General features: G+C 48.0%; 13 protein-coding genes. 4 read left to right on the forward strand and 9 right to left on the reverse strand.

The features are described from left to right. Positions 1-18 precede the first annotated feature (18 nt). The 5 genes from AT746_RS17370 to AT746_RS17395 form a co-directional block, all read right to left on the reverse strand. Entirely contained in the window at positions 19-1,170 is a 1,152-nt protein-coding gene (locus AT746_RS17370) for a lipid A deacylase LpxR family protein (RefSeq protein WP_156413779.1), read from the reverse strand. Between the two features lie 192 nt (positions 1,171-1,362). Next, entirely contained in the window at positions 1,363-1,764 is a 402-nt protein-coding gene (locus AT746_RS17380) for a hypothetical protein (RefSeq protein ID WP_062483021.1), read from the reverse strand. 23 nt (positions 1,765-1,787) lie between these two features. Next, on the reverse strand, positions 1,788-2,498 hold the full coding sequence (locus AT746_RS17385; RefSeq protein WP_062483024.1) for an ABC transporter ATP-binding protein: 711 nt from the start codon (positions 2,496-2,498) through the stop codon (positions 1,788-1,790). Position 2,499: 1 nt separating this feature from the next. Next, positions 2,500-3,705 (reverse strand): ABC transporter permease, encoded by a 1,206-nt coding sequence (locus AT746_RS17390; RefSeq protein WP_062483027.1) that lies wholly within the window; start codon positions 3,703-3,705, stop codon positions 2,500-2,502. After that, on the reverse strand, positions 3,702-4,850 hold the full coding sequence (locus AT746_RS17395; RefSeq protein ID WP_062483031.1) for an efflux RND transporter periplasmic adaptor subunit: 1,149 nt from the start codon (positions 4,848-4,850) through the stop codon (positions 3,702-3,704). Before AT746_RS17395 ends, AT746_RS17390 begins: the two co-directional genes overlap by 4 nt. Positions 4,851-5,310: 460 nt before the next feature. On the opposite strand from AT746_RS17395, the gene AT746_RS17400 reads away from it, so the two are divergent. After that, on the forward strand, positions 5,311-5,775 hold the full coding sequence (locus AT746_RS17400) for a cytochrome c (protein WP_062483034.1): 465 nt from the start codon (positions 5,311-5,313) through the stop codon (positions 5,773-5,775). Positions 5,776-5,808: 33 nt separating this feature from the next. Here the strand turns inward: AT746_RS17400 and AT746_RS17405 are convergent, their stop codons facing one another. The 3 genes from AT746_RS17405 to AT746_RS17415 are packed head-to-tail and all read right to left on the reverse strand — an operon-like array spanning position 5,809 to position 10,897. Further along, positions 5,809-8,919, reverse strand: coding sequence for an efflux RND transporter permease subunit (locus AT746_RS17405; RefSeq protein ID WP_062483037.1), 3,111 nt, complete (start codon positions 8,917-8,919; stop codon positions 5,809-5,811). After that, on the reverse strand, positions 8,916-10,268 hold the full coding sequence (locus AT746_RS17410) for an efflux RND transporter periplasmic adaptor subunit (protein ID WP_062483040.1): 1,353 nt from the start codon (positions 10,266-10,268) through the stop codon (positions 8,916-8,918). The genes AT746_RS17405 and AT746_RS17410 overlap by 4 nt, the downstream gene beginning before the upstream one ends. Before the next feature lie 17 nt (positions 10,269-10,285). Then, positions 10,286-10,897, reverse strand: coding sequence for a TetR/AcrR family transcriptional regulator (locus AT746_RS17415; RefSeq protein ID WP_062483043.1), 612 nt, complete (start codon positions 10,895-10,897; stop codon positions 10,286-10,288). A 267-nt stretch (positions 10,898-11,164) separates the two neighbouring features. On the opposite strand from AT746_RS17415, the gene AT746_RS17420 reads away from it, so the two are divergent. Further along, positions 11,165-13,150, forward strand: a complete 1,986-nt coding sequence (locus AT746_RS17420; RefSeq protein WP_062483046.1) for an acetyl-CoA hydrolase/transferase C-terminal domain-containing protein — start codon at positions 11,165-11,167, stop codon at positions 13,148-13,150. Between the two features lie 122 nt (positions 13,151-13,272). On the opposite strand, the gene AT746_RS19870 is transcribed toward AT746_RS17420, so the two are convergent. Continuing rightward, positions 13,273-13,419, reverse strand: a complete 147-nt coding sequence (locus AT746_RS19870; RefSeq protein WP_156413736.1) for a hypothetical protein — start codon at positions 13,417-13,419, stop codon at positions 13,273-13,275. A 383-nt stretch (positions 13,420-13,802) separates the two neighbouring features. On the opposite strand from AT746_RS19870, the gene AT746_RS17425 reads away from it, so the two are divergent. Together AT746_RS17425 and AT746_RS17430 are read left to right on the forward strand one after the other, a co-directional pair. Next, positions 13,803-14,756 carry a winged helix-turn-helix transcriptional regulator gene (locus tag AT746_RS17425; RefSeq protein ID WP_062483049.1) on the forward strand — a complete coding sequence of 318 codons (954 nt, stop codon included), beginning with the start codon at positions 13,803-13,805 and terminating at the stop codon, positions 14,754-14,756. Positions 14,757-15,121: 365 nt separating this feature from the next. Further along, the gene (locus tag AT746_RS17430) at positions 15,122-16,915 is read left to right on the forward strand and encodes an acyl-CoA dehydrogenase C-terminal domain-containing protein (RefSeq protein WP_062483052.1); all 1,794 of its coding nucleotides are present in this window, start codon (positions 15,122-15,124) and stop codon (positions 16,913-16,915) included. Positions 16,916-16,931 lie beyond the last annotated feature (16 nt).

Genomic DNA, 16,931 nt, shown 5'->3' on the forward strand with positions numbered 1-16,931 from the left:
ACAACTGATAGCCGCACTCTAAAACTCGACACTTAAGGAGATGGAACCATAGGTCTGACCCACACCTTGTTCCTCAAACTCTTTTGTCCGATGCACCCGCATAACCGCTAACCTGTAGCCATGTCCGGCAGCAGTTCCCTGCATGCTCAGACCGATTACCGCCTGGGCGACCCAGGGCCGTCGCTTCACGCTATGGCTAGTGGCAAACAGGTTTCCATCCAGCGAAAAGTCCCAGGCGATTGCCTTGGCTTCCAGTATTCCGAAGAAATGCACGCCATAAAGAGCTGCTTTAGCAGACCTACCCAACCTGGTGGCAACAGATGGTGGACGGTTCTCCGCACCGGGTCGTATTGGATAGCTACCGAAGTCGTTCGGTAAGTTCCAGCCTAAACGCCCTTCTATTCCCATAGTGGCTGAGGTCTCAATATTGCCAATCCGCACTCCTACTGAACGGATAACCTCACTATTAAAGCCAGGAAGGATGGCTCCTGTGCCGCGAAATTCTTTATATTTACGATCCAATGCCACCTGCAATGCTGGCTCGTTTCTGAGCTGATGTTCCCATCCGAGAAACCTATTCGAACCTATCGCATCGTGAACCACCTTCTGCGATTGTTCCGCCAACGACCACGGACCGATTATGCCCAAAGTGAGTTCGCGTGTGTCGAGCACTTCCCCGTCAAGGTGCTCATTCAGTCTGCGACGATTCCAGGCCAGTCCCACGTAAAGCAGACCAGCATAGGGCCTGTCATCCGCAATTAGGTCAGACCTGGAGTAATCCTCTGGCGTGTACATAGACTGACCGAACTTGGCGACCACATTCTGAGTCACAGCTGGTTCAGCCGCATCGGCCCAGAAACCGGGGTTTAACAACTGTATTAGTTGTGCATGCAACCAGACTGGTGCCGGCAGACACTTAGCCCTAAGTTTTCCTGAGATATCATGTGAAACCAGAGTAACCCCGACGCCGCTGGTATAATTCTGATCGGTACCAACAAACAAATCGTTTTCCAGTCTTACCGTCCCTCCACGAAATTTTGGAATATCCCTTGCGGGACACTTTCCTGCCAGCTCGCTGCCGACCATAACTTCTTTCGCCAGGGCTGGCGCAAGGTGACCTGAGAAGATAAGCATCACCAGCATTTTAAACATCAACATGCGTGTCGTCATTCTCACGTTCACTCTGACATAGATTCCGACTCTGGCGATTTTCCATTATAAAAGGCTTCCAGCACCCGCAACATTTTCCCGGTCTGCACCATGGCGCAGTCCACCAGGAAACGGCTATCTGCCGGTTCATTCAGATAGCAGGAACCAGTCACTTCCCGTGCAACTGCCAGAAAACTGACTTCATTGAGTCTCCTATGCACCCAGGACGATAAAGCGCCAACTCAAAGCTGAAATAATGATCCACACGGATGTTCGCAGGCTCATTGCAACCAGCGTGCGTATTTCGAAGGAGCCACCGCTGTAAATGTGGATACCTAATGCAGAGAAAGTTGCCACCGTTGCAACAGCAATCCCCACAGCCAGCCATACTGCCCAGCGTCGACCCAGCCATAGCCCGGCACCTGCTGAAACGTAGGCGAACCCGACCATAGAATTGAACCAGAGTACGAACGGCACGTAGTTACCCGCAGCAGTGCGAGCCGCCCCGATATCAAACAAAACCATCCCTCCTTCTTTGATGGTCAGCACGCCGAAGCCAATAGCTATTATTGCAATTACTTGGATTAGCCTCCCGCTTGCATTACCTTTCGCCATGCGCTTTCCTTTATAATTCTGGGTTAGTCAAATCCCCGGCCTTCACCGGCTTCTTCATGAGTTACTCCATCGCGTATGTGGTAAATACGTTTGAAGGTCGGAATAATTTTCTCATCATGAGTAACAACGATAATGGCCGTTTGGTATTGCTGCGCCATATCGTTAAGGATGCGGATAACCGCCATAGCGCGTTCTGAATCCAGCGGCGCAGTAGGCTCATCGGCCAGGATAACCGGCGGACGATTGACCAGGCCGCGCGCAATAGCCACTCTTTGCTGCTCTCCGCCGGAAAGCTGCGAGGGCATTGCCTGAGCCCTGTGCTGCACATCCAGAGCAGTAAGCAGCTCAAGCGCTCGCTTTCGAGACTCACTATTCGGCATTCCCGCCAGCATCGGAAGTAACGCAACATTGTCGGTAACATCTAGGAAAGGAATTAAATAAGGTGCCTGGAACACAAAGCCAATCTTATCTCGACGCAGAGCACGCAGGTCGGGAACTTGCCAACCTTCGTTGAAAATGACTTTATCGCCCAGCGTCATGCGCCCGGCGCTAGGGTCAATCACTGCACCCAGAGATTTCAGCAAGGTACTTTTGCCTGAGCCGGACGGTCCGATCAAACCTACTACCTCACCTGGTGCTACTTGCATGTTGACGTTCTTCAGCGCATCGACGGCCGTATTGCCGCTGCCGTAGCGTTTGCTTAAACCTTCGATCTGTATTCCTTTGCTGCTCACGTCAACCTCCAATCGCCTCAGCGGGATCCACTTTAAGAGCCATACGGATAGCAATGACACTCGCCATAGCGCAAATCAGTAATACAGCCAGGAATCCTGTAATGGAATCCTGCGGCATCAACAACACATATTTGGGAAATAGCGGTGCCGCAAAGGTGGCAGTAATCTTGCCAACAGCAAAGCCAATCACTCCAAGGGCAAGAGCTTGCTGCATAATCATTGCTGCAATAGTACGATTGCGAGTGCCGATTAGCTTTAACACGGCTATCTCGCGTATTTTGTCCATGGTCAGGGTGTAGATGATGAAGGCGACGATGGCCGCACTGACAACGGCAAGAATGACCAGGAACATGCCAATCTGTTTGGATGAAGTTGCAATCAGCTTGCCAATGAGAATGTCTGCCATTTGCGACCGGGTATAAACCGTTAAACGCTTCCAGCGGCGTATTGGCTCTGCGACTTCTTCAGGATTAGCACCAGAGTCAATACGCACCAGGACTGCATTGACAGAATTACTGCTGGACTGACTTGCGATAACAGCATCCAACACATCAGGCGCACCGGGACGATTAAAAGCAGGGTTGGCCTCGGTACGACGTCTGCTTTGCCAGATGGCATCGTTATCTTTCAGAAACTGGGCTTCCTGGGCGTCTTTTAGTGGAATGAAAACCATAGGATCACCGCCGGACGAAACCATGCGCCGGGTCAGCCCCACCACCAGATAATGATTGCGGCGGATCCGAATTTTGTCACCAATATTAAAGCCTGTAGCAATATCGGCTACCGCTTCATAATGTCCGCGGGTTATTTGCCGACCTGCCACCAGATAGGGTGGCCAGCCTGGCGTGGCGCCCGTACCACCCGGCGCCACACCGACCACCATAGAGCGCACGTCACGTTCTCCTTTACGCACCTGCATGGTCAGATAGGTTATGTTTGCGACACTGGCAACACCCGGCATAGCGAGGATGACACGATACAAGTCATCGTTAAGACTGGAAGATTCCGCGTAAGGCCCAAGTGTATCTTTCTGCACCACCCACAGATCGGCACCACTGTTGTCCAGTAACGCCTTACCATCATCCACCATTCCCCTGTAGACACCGGCCATGACCAGTGTAACGCCAATAAGCAAACCCAGACCAAAACCGGTGAAGACAAATTGTCCCCAGGAATGGAGGATATCGCGGCCTGCCAGGCTAATCATTTTGATACTCCGGGAATCCGATCAACAAGATGAATCCGGCTATGAGCATCAAGCGCCTTTTCACTGTAAACGATAATCCGGTCGCCTTCTTCAATCCCCTCAAGTACTTGCACATCACCGTCAAGCTCTGAACGCCCGAGTATGACCGGGATGAATACAGGCTTGTCGTTAATAATTTGCCAGACGCCAGACTGATTGCCTTGACGCTGTATTGCTGCGTTCGGGATCAAAGGGCTTGCTGGTAATGCTGGCAGATCGACCATTACCTCCGCGAGTTCACCGAGCCGGGGCAGGGGCAAAGGAATCTGATCAAAAATCACCTTGGCCAGAATTTCCTCGGTGACCGCGTCTGCTTTCATTTCCACACGCTGCACGCGACCGCTAAAACCCTGGCCATTTTGTGAATGAAGAACAATGGTAGCGGGCAGGTCTGCGGCTAGACCCGCCGCACTAACCTGATCAAAACGTACGTTGATCCATAAACTGTCGGGATCAATAAGCTCCACCACGGCCTGGCCTGCAACAACGGTTGTACCCGGATCAGCACTACGCTGTGTGACAACCCCATCAACCGGTGCAATCAGATACAGACTGCGTCTCTGTGCAACCAGCGCATCATGCTCCGAGTGAGCCCGGGCAAGATCTGCCCTTGCCGCTGCGAGTACGGCTTCTGCAATAGCCAGTTCCTGGCGTTTTATCGTTAATGCTTCTTCGCTGACTGAACGCGCCGCATACAAATCTTCATAGCGCCGGGCCTGGGTCTGAGCAAAGGTGTGCCTTGCTATGGCCTCAGTTATTGCCGCTTCCACACGCTTGACTGCAGCCTCCTGTGATCTAACTCGATCTTCAAGATCAACCGGCTCCATTTCGCCGAGCACATCACCGGCTTGAACATAGTCCCCCACCTGAGCAACCAGTTGCCCTACCCTCCCGGCAAATGTGGGACCAATCTTGTAGGTATAACGCGCCTCTACTGTACCAATTCCAAATAAAGCCGGATGGATCTCGCGCGACTCAACCCTGGCCTCAGTTACAGGTACTGGTGATAATGGACCTGTTCTTAGGGCAACATAAACGAGCAGGACCAGAAGAGGTACAATCACCGCTAAGAGTGCCAGAGTGCGACGCTGAACAGGAAGATGCATCAGTGTTTGCTCCCTATACCGCGCCTGATAATCACCAAGACCTTTGGTGATTCAATACTGCTTCGTGTGACACCTTCCGAAAACGACGGTTGCACAAGCCATCTCATAGCCATGCCAGTAGATTCTTTAAGGAAGACCTCCATATCGAGTAAGCGCGATAATTGATGCAGTCTTCGACCTGCCTTTATTGGAGATAACAGAGTTGATAAAGATTGTGCAGCCATGTCCGGCAAACGAAACAACCGCGCTGAGTATCTGACCATCTCTGCCCGGTTTTCAACCTCCAGGCTACATCGCTTCTCGCCAGACCGTTGTTCCGAATAAGAGATCATTATAAGGCTACTCAGTAAGATAGTAATTTGTTACTATCTTACTATAAAGCATTAGCCTGTCAAAATCTTTCGAAACCGGAACGCTAGTACTTGACTTAACATTATTAAAAATGACTTAAGGAACTGTTATGCAACAAAAATCTTTACTCAGAAATATTATCGCTACCACAGCAGTGATTGGAATTATTTTCTCAACAGTGTCGCTGTCCGAAGCTAAAAATTCCATTGATGGAGAATCCATGGCACTGCGAAAGATTATGAATGAACTTGGAAAAGATATGCAGTCGGTCACTGATGCCATTTCACGTGAAGAATGGTTGCGAGTAGCTGAAATTGCGCTACAAATCGCTGAACACCCGCAACCTCCAATTGGGGAAAAAATGCGCATTCTGTCATTTGTTGGCAGTGATGCTGGAAAATTCAAAGAATTTGACAAACAAACTCATGATGCGGCCAAGGCAATGGAAAGTGCAGCAAAACTAGGAAATGGCCAAGCCGTCATTGAGTCCTTCTCGACTTTGCAGACTAAATGTCTGGCCTGCCACCAGAATTTCCGGGAAGAATTTTTGGAACACTTTTATAACAAGCGATAGGATGGCCTATGAATGGAGACGAGAGTATTCTTTTCACTCAGAAGAAAGCTCTCTTTCTTCTGTATCAGAGGTCCATCCTAAATCATGTATTAATACATACAGCGCAGGAATGACTGCTATGACTAACACCGTAGCACTGAGGAGGCCAAACACAACTGAGATAACTAACGGTTTGATTGCCGCCGCCTGAGTACTGGTTTCAGCCAGCAACGGCAACAATCCCGCTATTGTTGTACTGGAAGAAATAAGAATTGCCCTCAATCTGTCTCTGCTGGCCTGTCCGGCAGCCGTCAACACATCTGCGCCTTGTCGACGGCGTACTTTAATAAAATGAATAAGTAAGATGGCATTATTAACCACAATACCAGCCAATGATGCTGCGCCAATTAGCGATGGCATCGAGATATAATATCCCATCAGCACATGGCCCCACAAAGCACCTGTGAATGCCAGAGGAATAGATAACATAACGATTAAGGGCTCGACATAACTGCGGAATTGAAAAGAAAGAATAACGAATATACCTAGCAGGCCAATCATCAGTCCCCGTCCAATAGAACCACCTGTTTCAGAAGAACGTGATACCTGGCCCTCAAAAGTTAGCTCAACTCCCGGGTGCCGCTTCAGAAAAGACTCCAGCCATTGTTCACTCAGACTCTCCACAATGGCTTGTCCACTGGATAAACGCGCATCAACATTTGCTTGCACTGTAACCGTTCGATGTCCGTCGATTCTTGTGATGCGCGCCCAATCACTGAACTCATGCTGCTTCGCAACAACTTCAATAGGTACTCTGTTACCATCTGGTAACAGAATTGTTTGGTCTGCCAAATCATCCAAACTATTTCTGTCCGCTCCTGACAGGCGCACCAATACCTCAACATCATGGTCTCCAATACGTTGAGTTTCGACCATTTCACCCAGAAAAGCTGAACGTAGCTGAGACGCTACCTCCTGGGCCGTAAGCCCCAAACTATGGGCTCCCTCTAATAAAGTGAAGGTTCGCTGGGGCTTACCATAATGTAGGTCATCTGTTACGTTATAAACGGCGGTATAAGTCTTTAGATGATTCATCAGCTCCTCAGATGCTACATCCAAAGCCAGAAGATCATCGCCATGGAGACGAATTTCCACTGGTATGCCAGCCGGACCAAAACCCGGCTCCTGTATTACCAAACTTATCATTCCAGGTATCTGCCCAATTTCTTCCTGCCATTCGATTATTAATTCATCCAAATTAATATTGCGCTGTTCTGCACTGAGAAGGTCAACAATAACAGTAACGACATGAGTACCGGCTTCCTGGGCTGTGGGATTGTAATTAAAACGCACTTGAACAGCCTCGATTAGCGGAGATGAATCAGGATATAAGTCCCGGTATTTTTCCCCTACCCTTCGCATCGCATGCTCTATTCGGGCTGCTACAGATTCTGTATGAGACAGCGGTGTTCCCTGAGGCATCAGAAGTCTCGCTTCTACAACATCACCATCAATATCTGGCATTGCTTCATTGCCAATATGTCCACCTGCGATAAAACCTGCAGTCGCCAATATTATGGCTAGCATGACTCCAAACAATTGATATCGGAAAGAGATAGCAAGATCGGTTAGCTTTCCTACATTTTCTCTGAAAACCTCGAACATCCCGTCAAAATATTCCCGAAAGCGGGAATTCCTTAAATTATCATCCTGAGCGATACTGGTTCGTAGATGATGAGGTAAAATCCAGAACGCTTCGATCAAGCTCGCTGCCAGTGCAGCAATCAGCACGACAGGTAAAACCTCAAGTACAGCCCCCAGTTCTCCGCTGAGATATGCCAGTGGAGCAAAAACGGAAACTGTAGTGAGAAAAGAAGAAAATACCCCTGGCAATACCTGGCGTGTACCTGCGATAACGGCTGCCAGTGCTGTTGATGACTCTTGGGCATGAGCTGCAATATTGTCAGTAATAACTATCGCATCATCCATGACTATTCCAATAGCCATCAACAGCGCTACCAACGTAATCATGTTCAACGTTAATCCGGTGAGCGCCATCACAACAAAGGCTCCCATAAAAGCAGCCGGCAACCCCATTACAGCCCATATCGCAAATCTCGGCCGGAAGAATAGGCTCATAACCAGCACAACTAATGCCAAACCCATGATTCCATTCACTACTAACATTTCCAAACGGTCACGTACAATGCTGGTCATATCCTGAGTAATACTCAGTCCAATCAATCCATCATGTTCATGTGTTTCTGCGGTTATCAGTTCTTCCAGCGAATTTTTTACTGAAAGAGAGTCATCTCGTAGTGATTTTTTAACTTCCAGCACTATTGCTCGTTCACCATTGAAAAGGATCTTCTCTTCCGGTTGTTCATTTGTCTCCAATAGGGTTGCTATATCTCCTAACGCAAGTTCCCCCCCATTACGTTCAGAAACGATGATCAATGACGCCAGTTCTGACAATGAACGCCGCTGATCAGTAAAGCGAAGTAAGAGATCCCGGTCCGGCGTTTCTAATATGCCCAAGGGTAAATCAATACTCTGGGTGGAAATCTGAAACGCTAAATTCTTTGCAGAAAGTCCGTGCTGACCCAGTACTTCTCTCGAAACCTCAATCTGCCACTGCCTCTGTGACATACCTTGAACACTTACTTCGGCAACACCGCCAACGGACAGTAACTTATTTTCAAGGTATAAGGCGTAGTCTTCTAACTGACGGCGGGGCATATCTCCTGTTAATGCGATCGCCGCTACCAGATCGCTGCGATGCAGCTCTCTGATTATTGGATCTTCTGCACTAGCCGGAAAATCTACTATGGCATTAATTTCAGTTTGTAATTCATTAATAAAGCGCAGGGGATTTCCCCCGGTCTTCATTGTGGCAACGGATGATGCAATATTGTCTTGTGCTATACAGGAAAACTCATCAAGATAATCAACTCCTTTTGCCGCATCATGAAGCCGTTGGCAAATAGCGTCTTCAACATCAGCAGCACTGGCACCTCTATAGGCAACATCTATCGATACTTCAGTCGGCCGGTAATCAGGAAATGTCTCTCGTTTTAGTGTTGGGGCCACAAAAAGCCCTGCGGCGATGAGTAAAAGTAACAGCAGATTTGCTGCAGTAGGATGACTGGCAAACCAACGGATCATGGCCGTATACCAATTGCCTGAGCAGTAACATACTCTTCCAGACTATGATCGCGCAAAGGAGCTAATAGCATTCCCTCGATTGCCGGAGAAATTTTATCAACAATCACCAGTTCTCCGGGGGAAAGCCCTTCTCTAATAACGAACAGATCTCTCTGTTCAAATGCGACTTCCACTGAACGATGTTCCAACTGATTATCTTTGCCCACCACCATTACTTTGCCCTGAACCACAGAACTAGCAGGAATTGCTAATAAAGGCTTGTTACTCATTTTCGAAATACGTACTTTGGTATAAGCATCTCGTTGGAGAGGCGGCCGCTCGAGAGGATGAATTTCCTGATAGGGAGCGTCAACCCGCACAACTACTCTTACTGAGCGGGTTTTTGGCTCCAGGCCATTAGCAACATGAATAACTTTTCCTTGCCAGCGCACGTCTTCAGCGCCTACTAGTTCGATTTCTGCATCAAGCAGAGAGAAATCTATACGCTCCTGGATTCTCTGGGAGTTGCCAGTCGGGGTGGTGGCATGACCAAGTAAACGGCGCATCATTGAAAAAGGAATTCGTGCCTCAACTTCAACAGCAGCAAGATTATCAACCTCAAATAAGTTCTTTCCTCTGCTTACAAACTGATGGAGTTCAACATTTACAGGGCCAACCCTCAGGTCATAGGGCGCGACGAAAACAGTATCTTCTAAATCGCGCTGAGCTTGAGCCAAACGGACGGATGAACGCTCATATTGTGCCCGTGCTTTTTCGCGGCGTATTGGCAACATGGCAAGTGAATTTTCGAGTGATACAACGGCTTGACGCAATGAGAGGGTAAAACGTTTCTGCTCATCAACCGTGGCTCGTGCAACAGTTCCTGATAGAAATAGCTTCTCTATACGAGAGAGCTCATGTTCAGATAAATCTAACCGCTCTTTCTCCAATTCAAGCAATCGACTAATATTAGCCTCTTCAGCATCCAGTTTATCCAACTCAGTCTGAAGACCTTGCAGGTCTGCTCTTGCGTCTGCGATTGCAAGTTTATATCGACTCGGATCTACTACTAATAATCTTGTTCCCTCAACAAGCATTGCGCCATCTTCTAATTCTGGGTGACGCTCAACTATTTCTCCCTCAACATTAGCAATCGCCTGCCAACTTTGCGATGGCCGCGCTACTCCCTGCCCGCGAGCTTCGATGCGAAATGGCAGTGAACGAGCTTCTATAACTTGCACTTCAGTAACTGATCTTTCTGGAGTCAACCTGGTCGGGGATTGTGCCGTTATAATAAACACTGTGATCAGAACAATACCCACTAACAGTCCCGCAAGAACATTCAAACGTTTACTATCAAGCAAAGCCATGGGTGCTACTCACTATTTCATTCCACCGATGGAACACAAATTCCTTGGCAAAATACCTCAAACGCGCCGGGAGCCTGATGGACAACGTACTGCATATCACCTGTCAAAAGTGACTGAATCACTAAGCCCTGAATCATTCCAATGTACTGAGTAGCAGCAATCTCAATATTAAGGTCCTTTCGCAATTCCCCATTAAGCTGCGCACTAACAAGTTGTTTTTCAACATTTTCTCTGTACTCGGATAATAGCTTGCGGACCATCAACCGGGCTGGTGTTAAACGTGAGTGTTGCAATTGTCCCAATAATAGTCGTGGGATCCCGGGATGTTCCCTTATAAACTCAATATGAGCAAAAAACATCGCCTTTAGAGCCTCAAGAGGAGTCGCTGCATCTTTCTTGGCGTGTTCAAGTCTCTTCATTATTTGTTTGGCTACCCAGCCAATTACAGATTCCCAAATGGCATCTTTACTCACAAAATGTCGAAACAGGGCGCCCTGTGTAACCTTCATTCGTTTGGCAATTTCAGTGGTTGTTATGCTTGCAGGATCTTCTACTGAGCATAAATCAACCACTGCTTCTACAGTTTTTTCACGTCGCTGTTCCGCTGTTAAGTGTGTTTTTGGGGGCATAATAACCTTAAAAAAACAGAAAGTAATAGATTACTATCTTAAAGATGGTTACCCCAGATGTCAATGTCATATTACTAATGGTAAAGACATATAATGAAGACTTAATGGCTCGCCTGGAACGCTCTTTTTAATTACAGTTCAGGCTGACAAAGAGTTTTGTAGCAAGGCAATAATAACCTCGGCATTGAAAAGTTGTTATCCAGGCTCATATGCTTTGTCTGCAGCAGATAAGCTGATAGCCTGTATCTAAAGACAAAGAGTTTCACTATGACCCATGAGCGCCCGCAAAGAGTCTCAGACAGCAAAAGATGTGTTGACCTGATCATTCAGCGGGTCGGTAAAAATATTACCCTGGGCCTGCCGCTCGGTTTAGGCAAGCCGGTTCAATTTGCGAACGCCTTATATCAGCGCGCCAAACAAGATCCTTCCATTGAACTGCATATCGTCACTGCGCTGTCACTGGTAGCGCCGAAGCCTTCCCAAAGTCTTGAAAAACGCTTTATGGATCCATTTGTTGAACGCCTTTACGGCGATATACCGGAACTGGCGTACGCCAGAGATGTGCTCAATCATCAACTCCCCGACAACGTTAAGGTTTCAGAGTTTTTCTTCCAGGCCGGTAATTTTCTGCATCACCCTGAACAGCAGCGCCGGTATATCTGCACCAATTACACCCATGCGATGCGTGATTTAATCGCCCTGGGTGTTAATGTCGTTGGCCAGCTGGTCGCACCCGACGAGGATCCCGATTATCCGCAGCAGTTCAGCCTCAGTTGTAACCCTGATTTGTCGCTGGATTTATTCCTGAATCTGCGCGCCAGAGAAACCAAAGACAAGCCGATCGCGCTGGTAGCAGAGTGTAATAGCCAGCTGCCATTTTTTGGTCCCGATGCTGCTGTTGCTGTCTCGACGTTTGATCTTGTACTGCAGAATAAGGAAACTGAATATCCTCTTTTTTCCGCCCCGCAAGCTCCCATCAGCGCTCAGGATCATTTGATTGGTTTCTATGCCAGCAGCCTGCTGAAAGATGGTGGCACCCTGCAGGTCGGTATTGGCTCATTAGGCTCTGCATTAATCTACAGCACCTGCCTGCGGCATCAGAACAACGCCGACTGGCAACAGCTTTACCGTAACCTTAAGGTGGCCGACCGTTTTCCGGTCGCTGAAGAATGCGGCGGTACAGCCCCGTTTAAAAAAGGCCTGTATGGTTGCAGCGAAATGATGATGGATGGTTTTATCCATCTGCTGGAAGCAGGCATCCTGAGCCGGAAGGTTTATCCCGACGCCGGCTTACAGGAGCAGATCAATCAGGGGGTTTTAGATCCCAAACGCAGCGATGATCCCCGTTTACAACAGGGTGTCATCATGCATGGCGGGTTTTATCTTGGACCCAGAGATTTTTATCACAAACTGGCGCAACTGACCGGTGAACAACGCCGGCTTATCTGCATGACCAGCGTTAATTATATTAACGATCTTAACGATCACCGCTTTGGCAATCAGCGGCTTAAAGTGGCGCAGCGGGTTGCCGGCCGCTTTATTAACTCAGCGATGCAATGCACACTGGATGGCGCCGCAGTGTCTGACGGGCTGGAAGATGGCAGGGTAGTAAGCGGCGTTGGCGGACAATACAACTTTGTCGCCATGGCCCATGAACTTGAAGGCGCCCGTTCCATACTAACCATACGCAGCACCCGCACCTCAGGCGCCAAAACGCTCTCCAATATATTATTTTCCTATGGGCATTGCACTGTACCGCGGCACCTGCGTGATATCGTCATCACCGAGTACGGCATCGCCGATCTGCGCGGAAAAGCCGACGAGCAGGTTTACCTGGCGTTAATCCGCATTGCCGACTCAAGATTCCAGCCAGAATTATTAAAACAGGCGCAAAAGGCCGGTAAAGTCGCTCAGAATTTCAGCTTACCGGCACAGTGGCGAAACAATACGCCACAAGCTATAGAACGAATCCTGGAGGATTTTCAACAAAATGCGCTGTTCCCGGCCTTTCCCTTTGGCTGTGACTTTACAGACGATGAGTTAAAGATAGGTAAAGCCCTGAAGCTCCTGAAAACCCGCACTTCAACCCGCTTTGGTAAAGTGAAAACCTTATTTCAGGCTCTGATTTTCGGCTCAGCTGGCAAAGACTACGCCCCGTTATTGCAGCGCATGCAACTGGGTAAAGTGGATGGATATAAGGCCTGGCTGGATCGCCGCCTGCTTATACTGGGATTGAAAAACGCGGGAATTTAGTAGCAGCCATATAGGGTTGATTCTGTCCTTAAGCGGGTCAGTGACGCTTTATCCGCAACCTTTTCGGCGCAGGCATGATGCCAGAGTCCCAGATGATTTATTGATGCTCAGCCACAGCAAGATCACTCGTCTTTAAAGCGTGCCTTTATCGCCAGGATGGCGTCGAGTTCCTGCTCCGGTAACTCAATCAGGCGGGGCTGAAAGTGGCCTGATAGGTAATCAGAATTGAGGCGAAAACAGCAATCATCACGGAGAGTACTGGTGTCCATAGGTTATCGTTTCCGTGCAGGAGAATGCTGTCGCAAGAAGAATTAACTGAAGGAGAGTCTGGTCAAACATAGTGTGCACTGGCATTTGTTTGGTAAACTAACTACAACAGAAGCTGTAGGCATTATCTACGATGCAAGGACAGGTCAATTTCAGGTCAGGGGTGGCTATCAGTCTTCAGCTAACATTAATGACACGGTTTGATAAGCATATGACATCATCATAAATATAATTAGCTGGCTGAAAAACATTATATTAGCCGCTTTCATATTAATACCTTACCTTTACAGGCCCGTGGCTATACCCTGGATTATAACCCATAATTCGCTTGAGCATTTTTAAAGGTTTAATGGCAGACTGGCTTTGTAGTCAAGGAATATCATTTGTGAATGTAATAAGTAAAATAGCAACAAACCCGGTCGCAAGAGGGCTCAGCGTGCTTGGTGACCGCTGGACAATTCTGATTATGCGGGATGTTTTTCTCGGCAGGCATCGCTTTAACGAATTCAGAGCCCACAGCGGCATAATGAGAGGAACATTATCCAACCGACTCGAGTTCCTTATCTCTGAGGGTTTCTTACGTAAACAACAGTACCAGAGCAAACCGCCACGATATGAGTATCGACTGACAGAAAAAGGTCTGTCACTTTACCCCTGGGCATTAATGTTATGGCAATGGGAGTCTGAATGGGCACCAACAGACAAAGCCATACCGACACTACTTGTGCACAAAGGTAAATATTCACATCCGCTAAATCCCCAATGCATATGCCGTCACTGCAATAAAAACCTCCACTTTGATGATGTTGAGCGGGTGAAAGTCTCAGAAGGCGCTGAGATCAATAACCCCGTAAGCTTACCTGATAGCTGGGGTGGGCAACGGCGTACACGCGCGAAAGTACCACAGGATGTGGACGTTTCACTGACTCATGTGGTGGACATTATCGGCGATCGATGGACGACTCTGGTATTGGCCGGTTCATTTGTGGGTCTGACCCGATATGATGATTTCCTCAATAATCTCGGCATCGCGACCAACATTCTGGCAGACCGTCTCAAGGTACTGGTAGAGATGGGGATCTTTTCGCGCAGAGAGTACCGCGTCAATCCCTCTCGAATGGAGTATCGGTTAACGGAAAAAGGCAAATCTCTCTATCCATTGACAATAACCTTGCGTCAATGGGTACTTGATTATATGCCACCTGTGGCCCACCCCTATAAATTACTTCATACAACCTGCGGTCATGATCTGGAAGTCGATATTGTTTGCGGTGTCTGTCGCAAGAAACCACAAGTTGATAGAGTAAAGTTTCACTTACCTCAGGCAGTTACAAGCTAATCAGCAACATGCATTATAATCGCCTGAAATGGCTTTTTTGATCGAATAATCCGCCAGCCGCAGACTCTATGCAAGTTGCCGCATTTTACTACTTTATCAACTGAATTACTTGCCCTGTTGATCAGTCCCTGGTGTCAGACCTTTGCGTTCTGATCGGACTCAACTCATCTTTCCACCCTATGATACAAGATCCATCAGACCAACAAGAAATCTCTCCAGAAATATTAATTTAAATCATACTTGCTTTAAAAAACCTGTTAATTTATTGTTACTTTCATTAAGAGACCTACTTTTGGTGAAATGCATAAAAGGGCAACAGTGCCTGATTATCTTCATTCGCTCTTTATTATAACGGAGGTGACAATATGCCCGCCTATAAAGCACCACTCCGGGACATACGCTTTGTCATGGAGGATTTACTTGGCTTTTCAGAGCACTACAAAGGCCTGAATATCAATACTGAAATAGACGATGAAACCCAGACAGCCATCATAGAAGAAGCTGCAAAGTTCTCAGAGAACGTGATTTCCCCCCTTAATGTCATAGGCGACCAGGCAGGATGTCAATGGAGTAGTGACGGCGTTACCACCCCACCCGGATACAAAGAAGCCTATCAGCAATACTGTGCAGGAGGCTGGCCTGCTCTTGCGATGCCGGAGCCTTATGGTGGCCAGGGCTTACCGGAGTCATTGAATATCGTGGTGAGTGAATTAATCTGCAGCAGTTGCGTGGCATGGTCTGGTTATGCAGGCCTGAGGGAAGGCGCAATCAAGACATTGATGAGTCACGGCAATGACAAGCTGAAAGAGCAATTCTTACCCAATTTAGTCAGTGGCCAATGGACTGGAACCATGTGTCTGACCGAATCCCATTGTGGCTCTGACTTAGGACAGCTTAAAACCAAAGCAACACCGGTCTGCGGCAATGAGTACCGCTTAACGGGAACCAAAATATTTATATCCTGTGGCGAGCATGATATGGCCGAAAACATCGTGCATATCGTGCTGGCACGTCTGCCTGATGCCCCTTCCGGCACTAAAGGCATTTCTCTGTTTGTGGTTCCAAAGTTCCTGGTCAATGAGAACCAGAGCCTGGGAGAGAGAAACAAGGTTAATTGCGGCTCCATTGAACATAAAATGGGGGTACATGGCTTTGTCACCTGTGTGATGAATTTTGATGGCGCAACCGGATATCTTATTGGTGAGCCAAATAAAGGGCTCCAAGCCATGTTTACTTTCATGAACTCGGCACGTTTAACCACAGCATTACAGGGGCTGGTTCATTCAGAGGTTGCTTATCAGGGTGCAGTGCCCTATGCAAAGGAAAGGTTAGCGATGCGCTCGCTCAGCGGGGCAAAAAACCCGGATGGCCCGGCTGATCCTATTATTGTTCATCCTGATGTTCGCCGGATGCTGTTAACTATTAAGTCTTTCGCTGAGGGTTTTCGCGCTTTTGCCTATTATGTGGCTCAACAATTAGATGTGTCTGAACACGGCAAAACAGAAGAAGCCCGGATCCAGGCAGGACAGTTTTTAGCATTATTAACCCCTGTCTGTAAGGGTTTTATGACAGAGCTGGGATGCGAAGCGGCCCATCATGGTGTCCAGATATTTGGTGGGCATGGCTATATAAGCGAATGGGGAATGGAGCAGAATCAACGGGACAGCCGAATCTCAACACTGTATGAAGGCACTACCGGAATACAGGCGTTAGATCTTATCGGCAGAAAAGTGCTTGGCTCTAAAGGTGTACTGTTAAAAAACTTCAGCACAATTATTTTTGATTTCTGTGAATCGCAAAAAACGAATAACGGTATGCAGGAGTTCATTCAACCTTTACAGGAAGCGACGACACAGTGGCTTAAGCTGGCAGAACTCATTGGTCATTCAGCTGCACAGGATCCGGAAGAGTTGGGTGCTGCGTCGGTGGACTTTCTGATGTTGTCTGGTTACACGATTTTAGCCTATTTCTGGGCCAGAATGGCGTTGGTCTCACTTGAAAAGCTCGACTCAGGTGCAACGGATACGGGCCTCTATTTAAGCAAAATTAACACGGCCCGTTTCTATTTCCAGCGCATACTGCCTCGTACCGAAACGCTAAAACTGACCATTCAGTCAGGCGCTGAGAGTTTAATGGGCATTCCGCCCGAGCAATTCTGAATCACCATTTTATTTA

The organism is Lacimicrobium alkaliphilum (assembly GCF_001466725.1).
Lineage (GTDB): Bacteria > Pseudomonadota > Gammaproteobacteria > Enterobacterales > Alteromonadaceae > Lacimicrobium > Lacimicrobium alkaliphilum_B.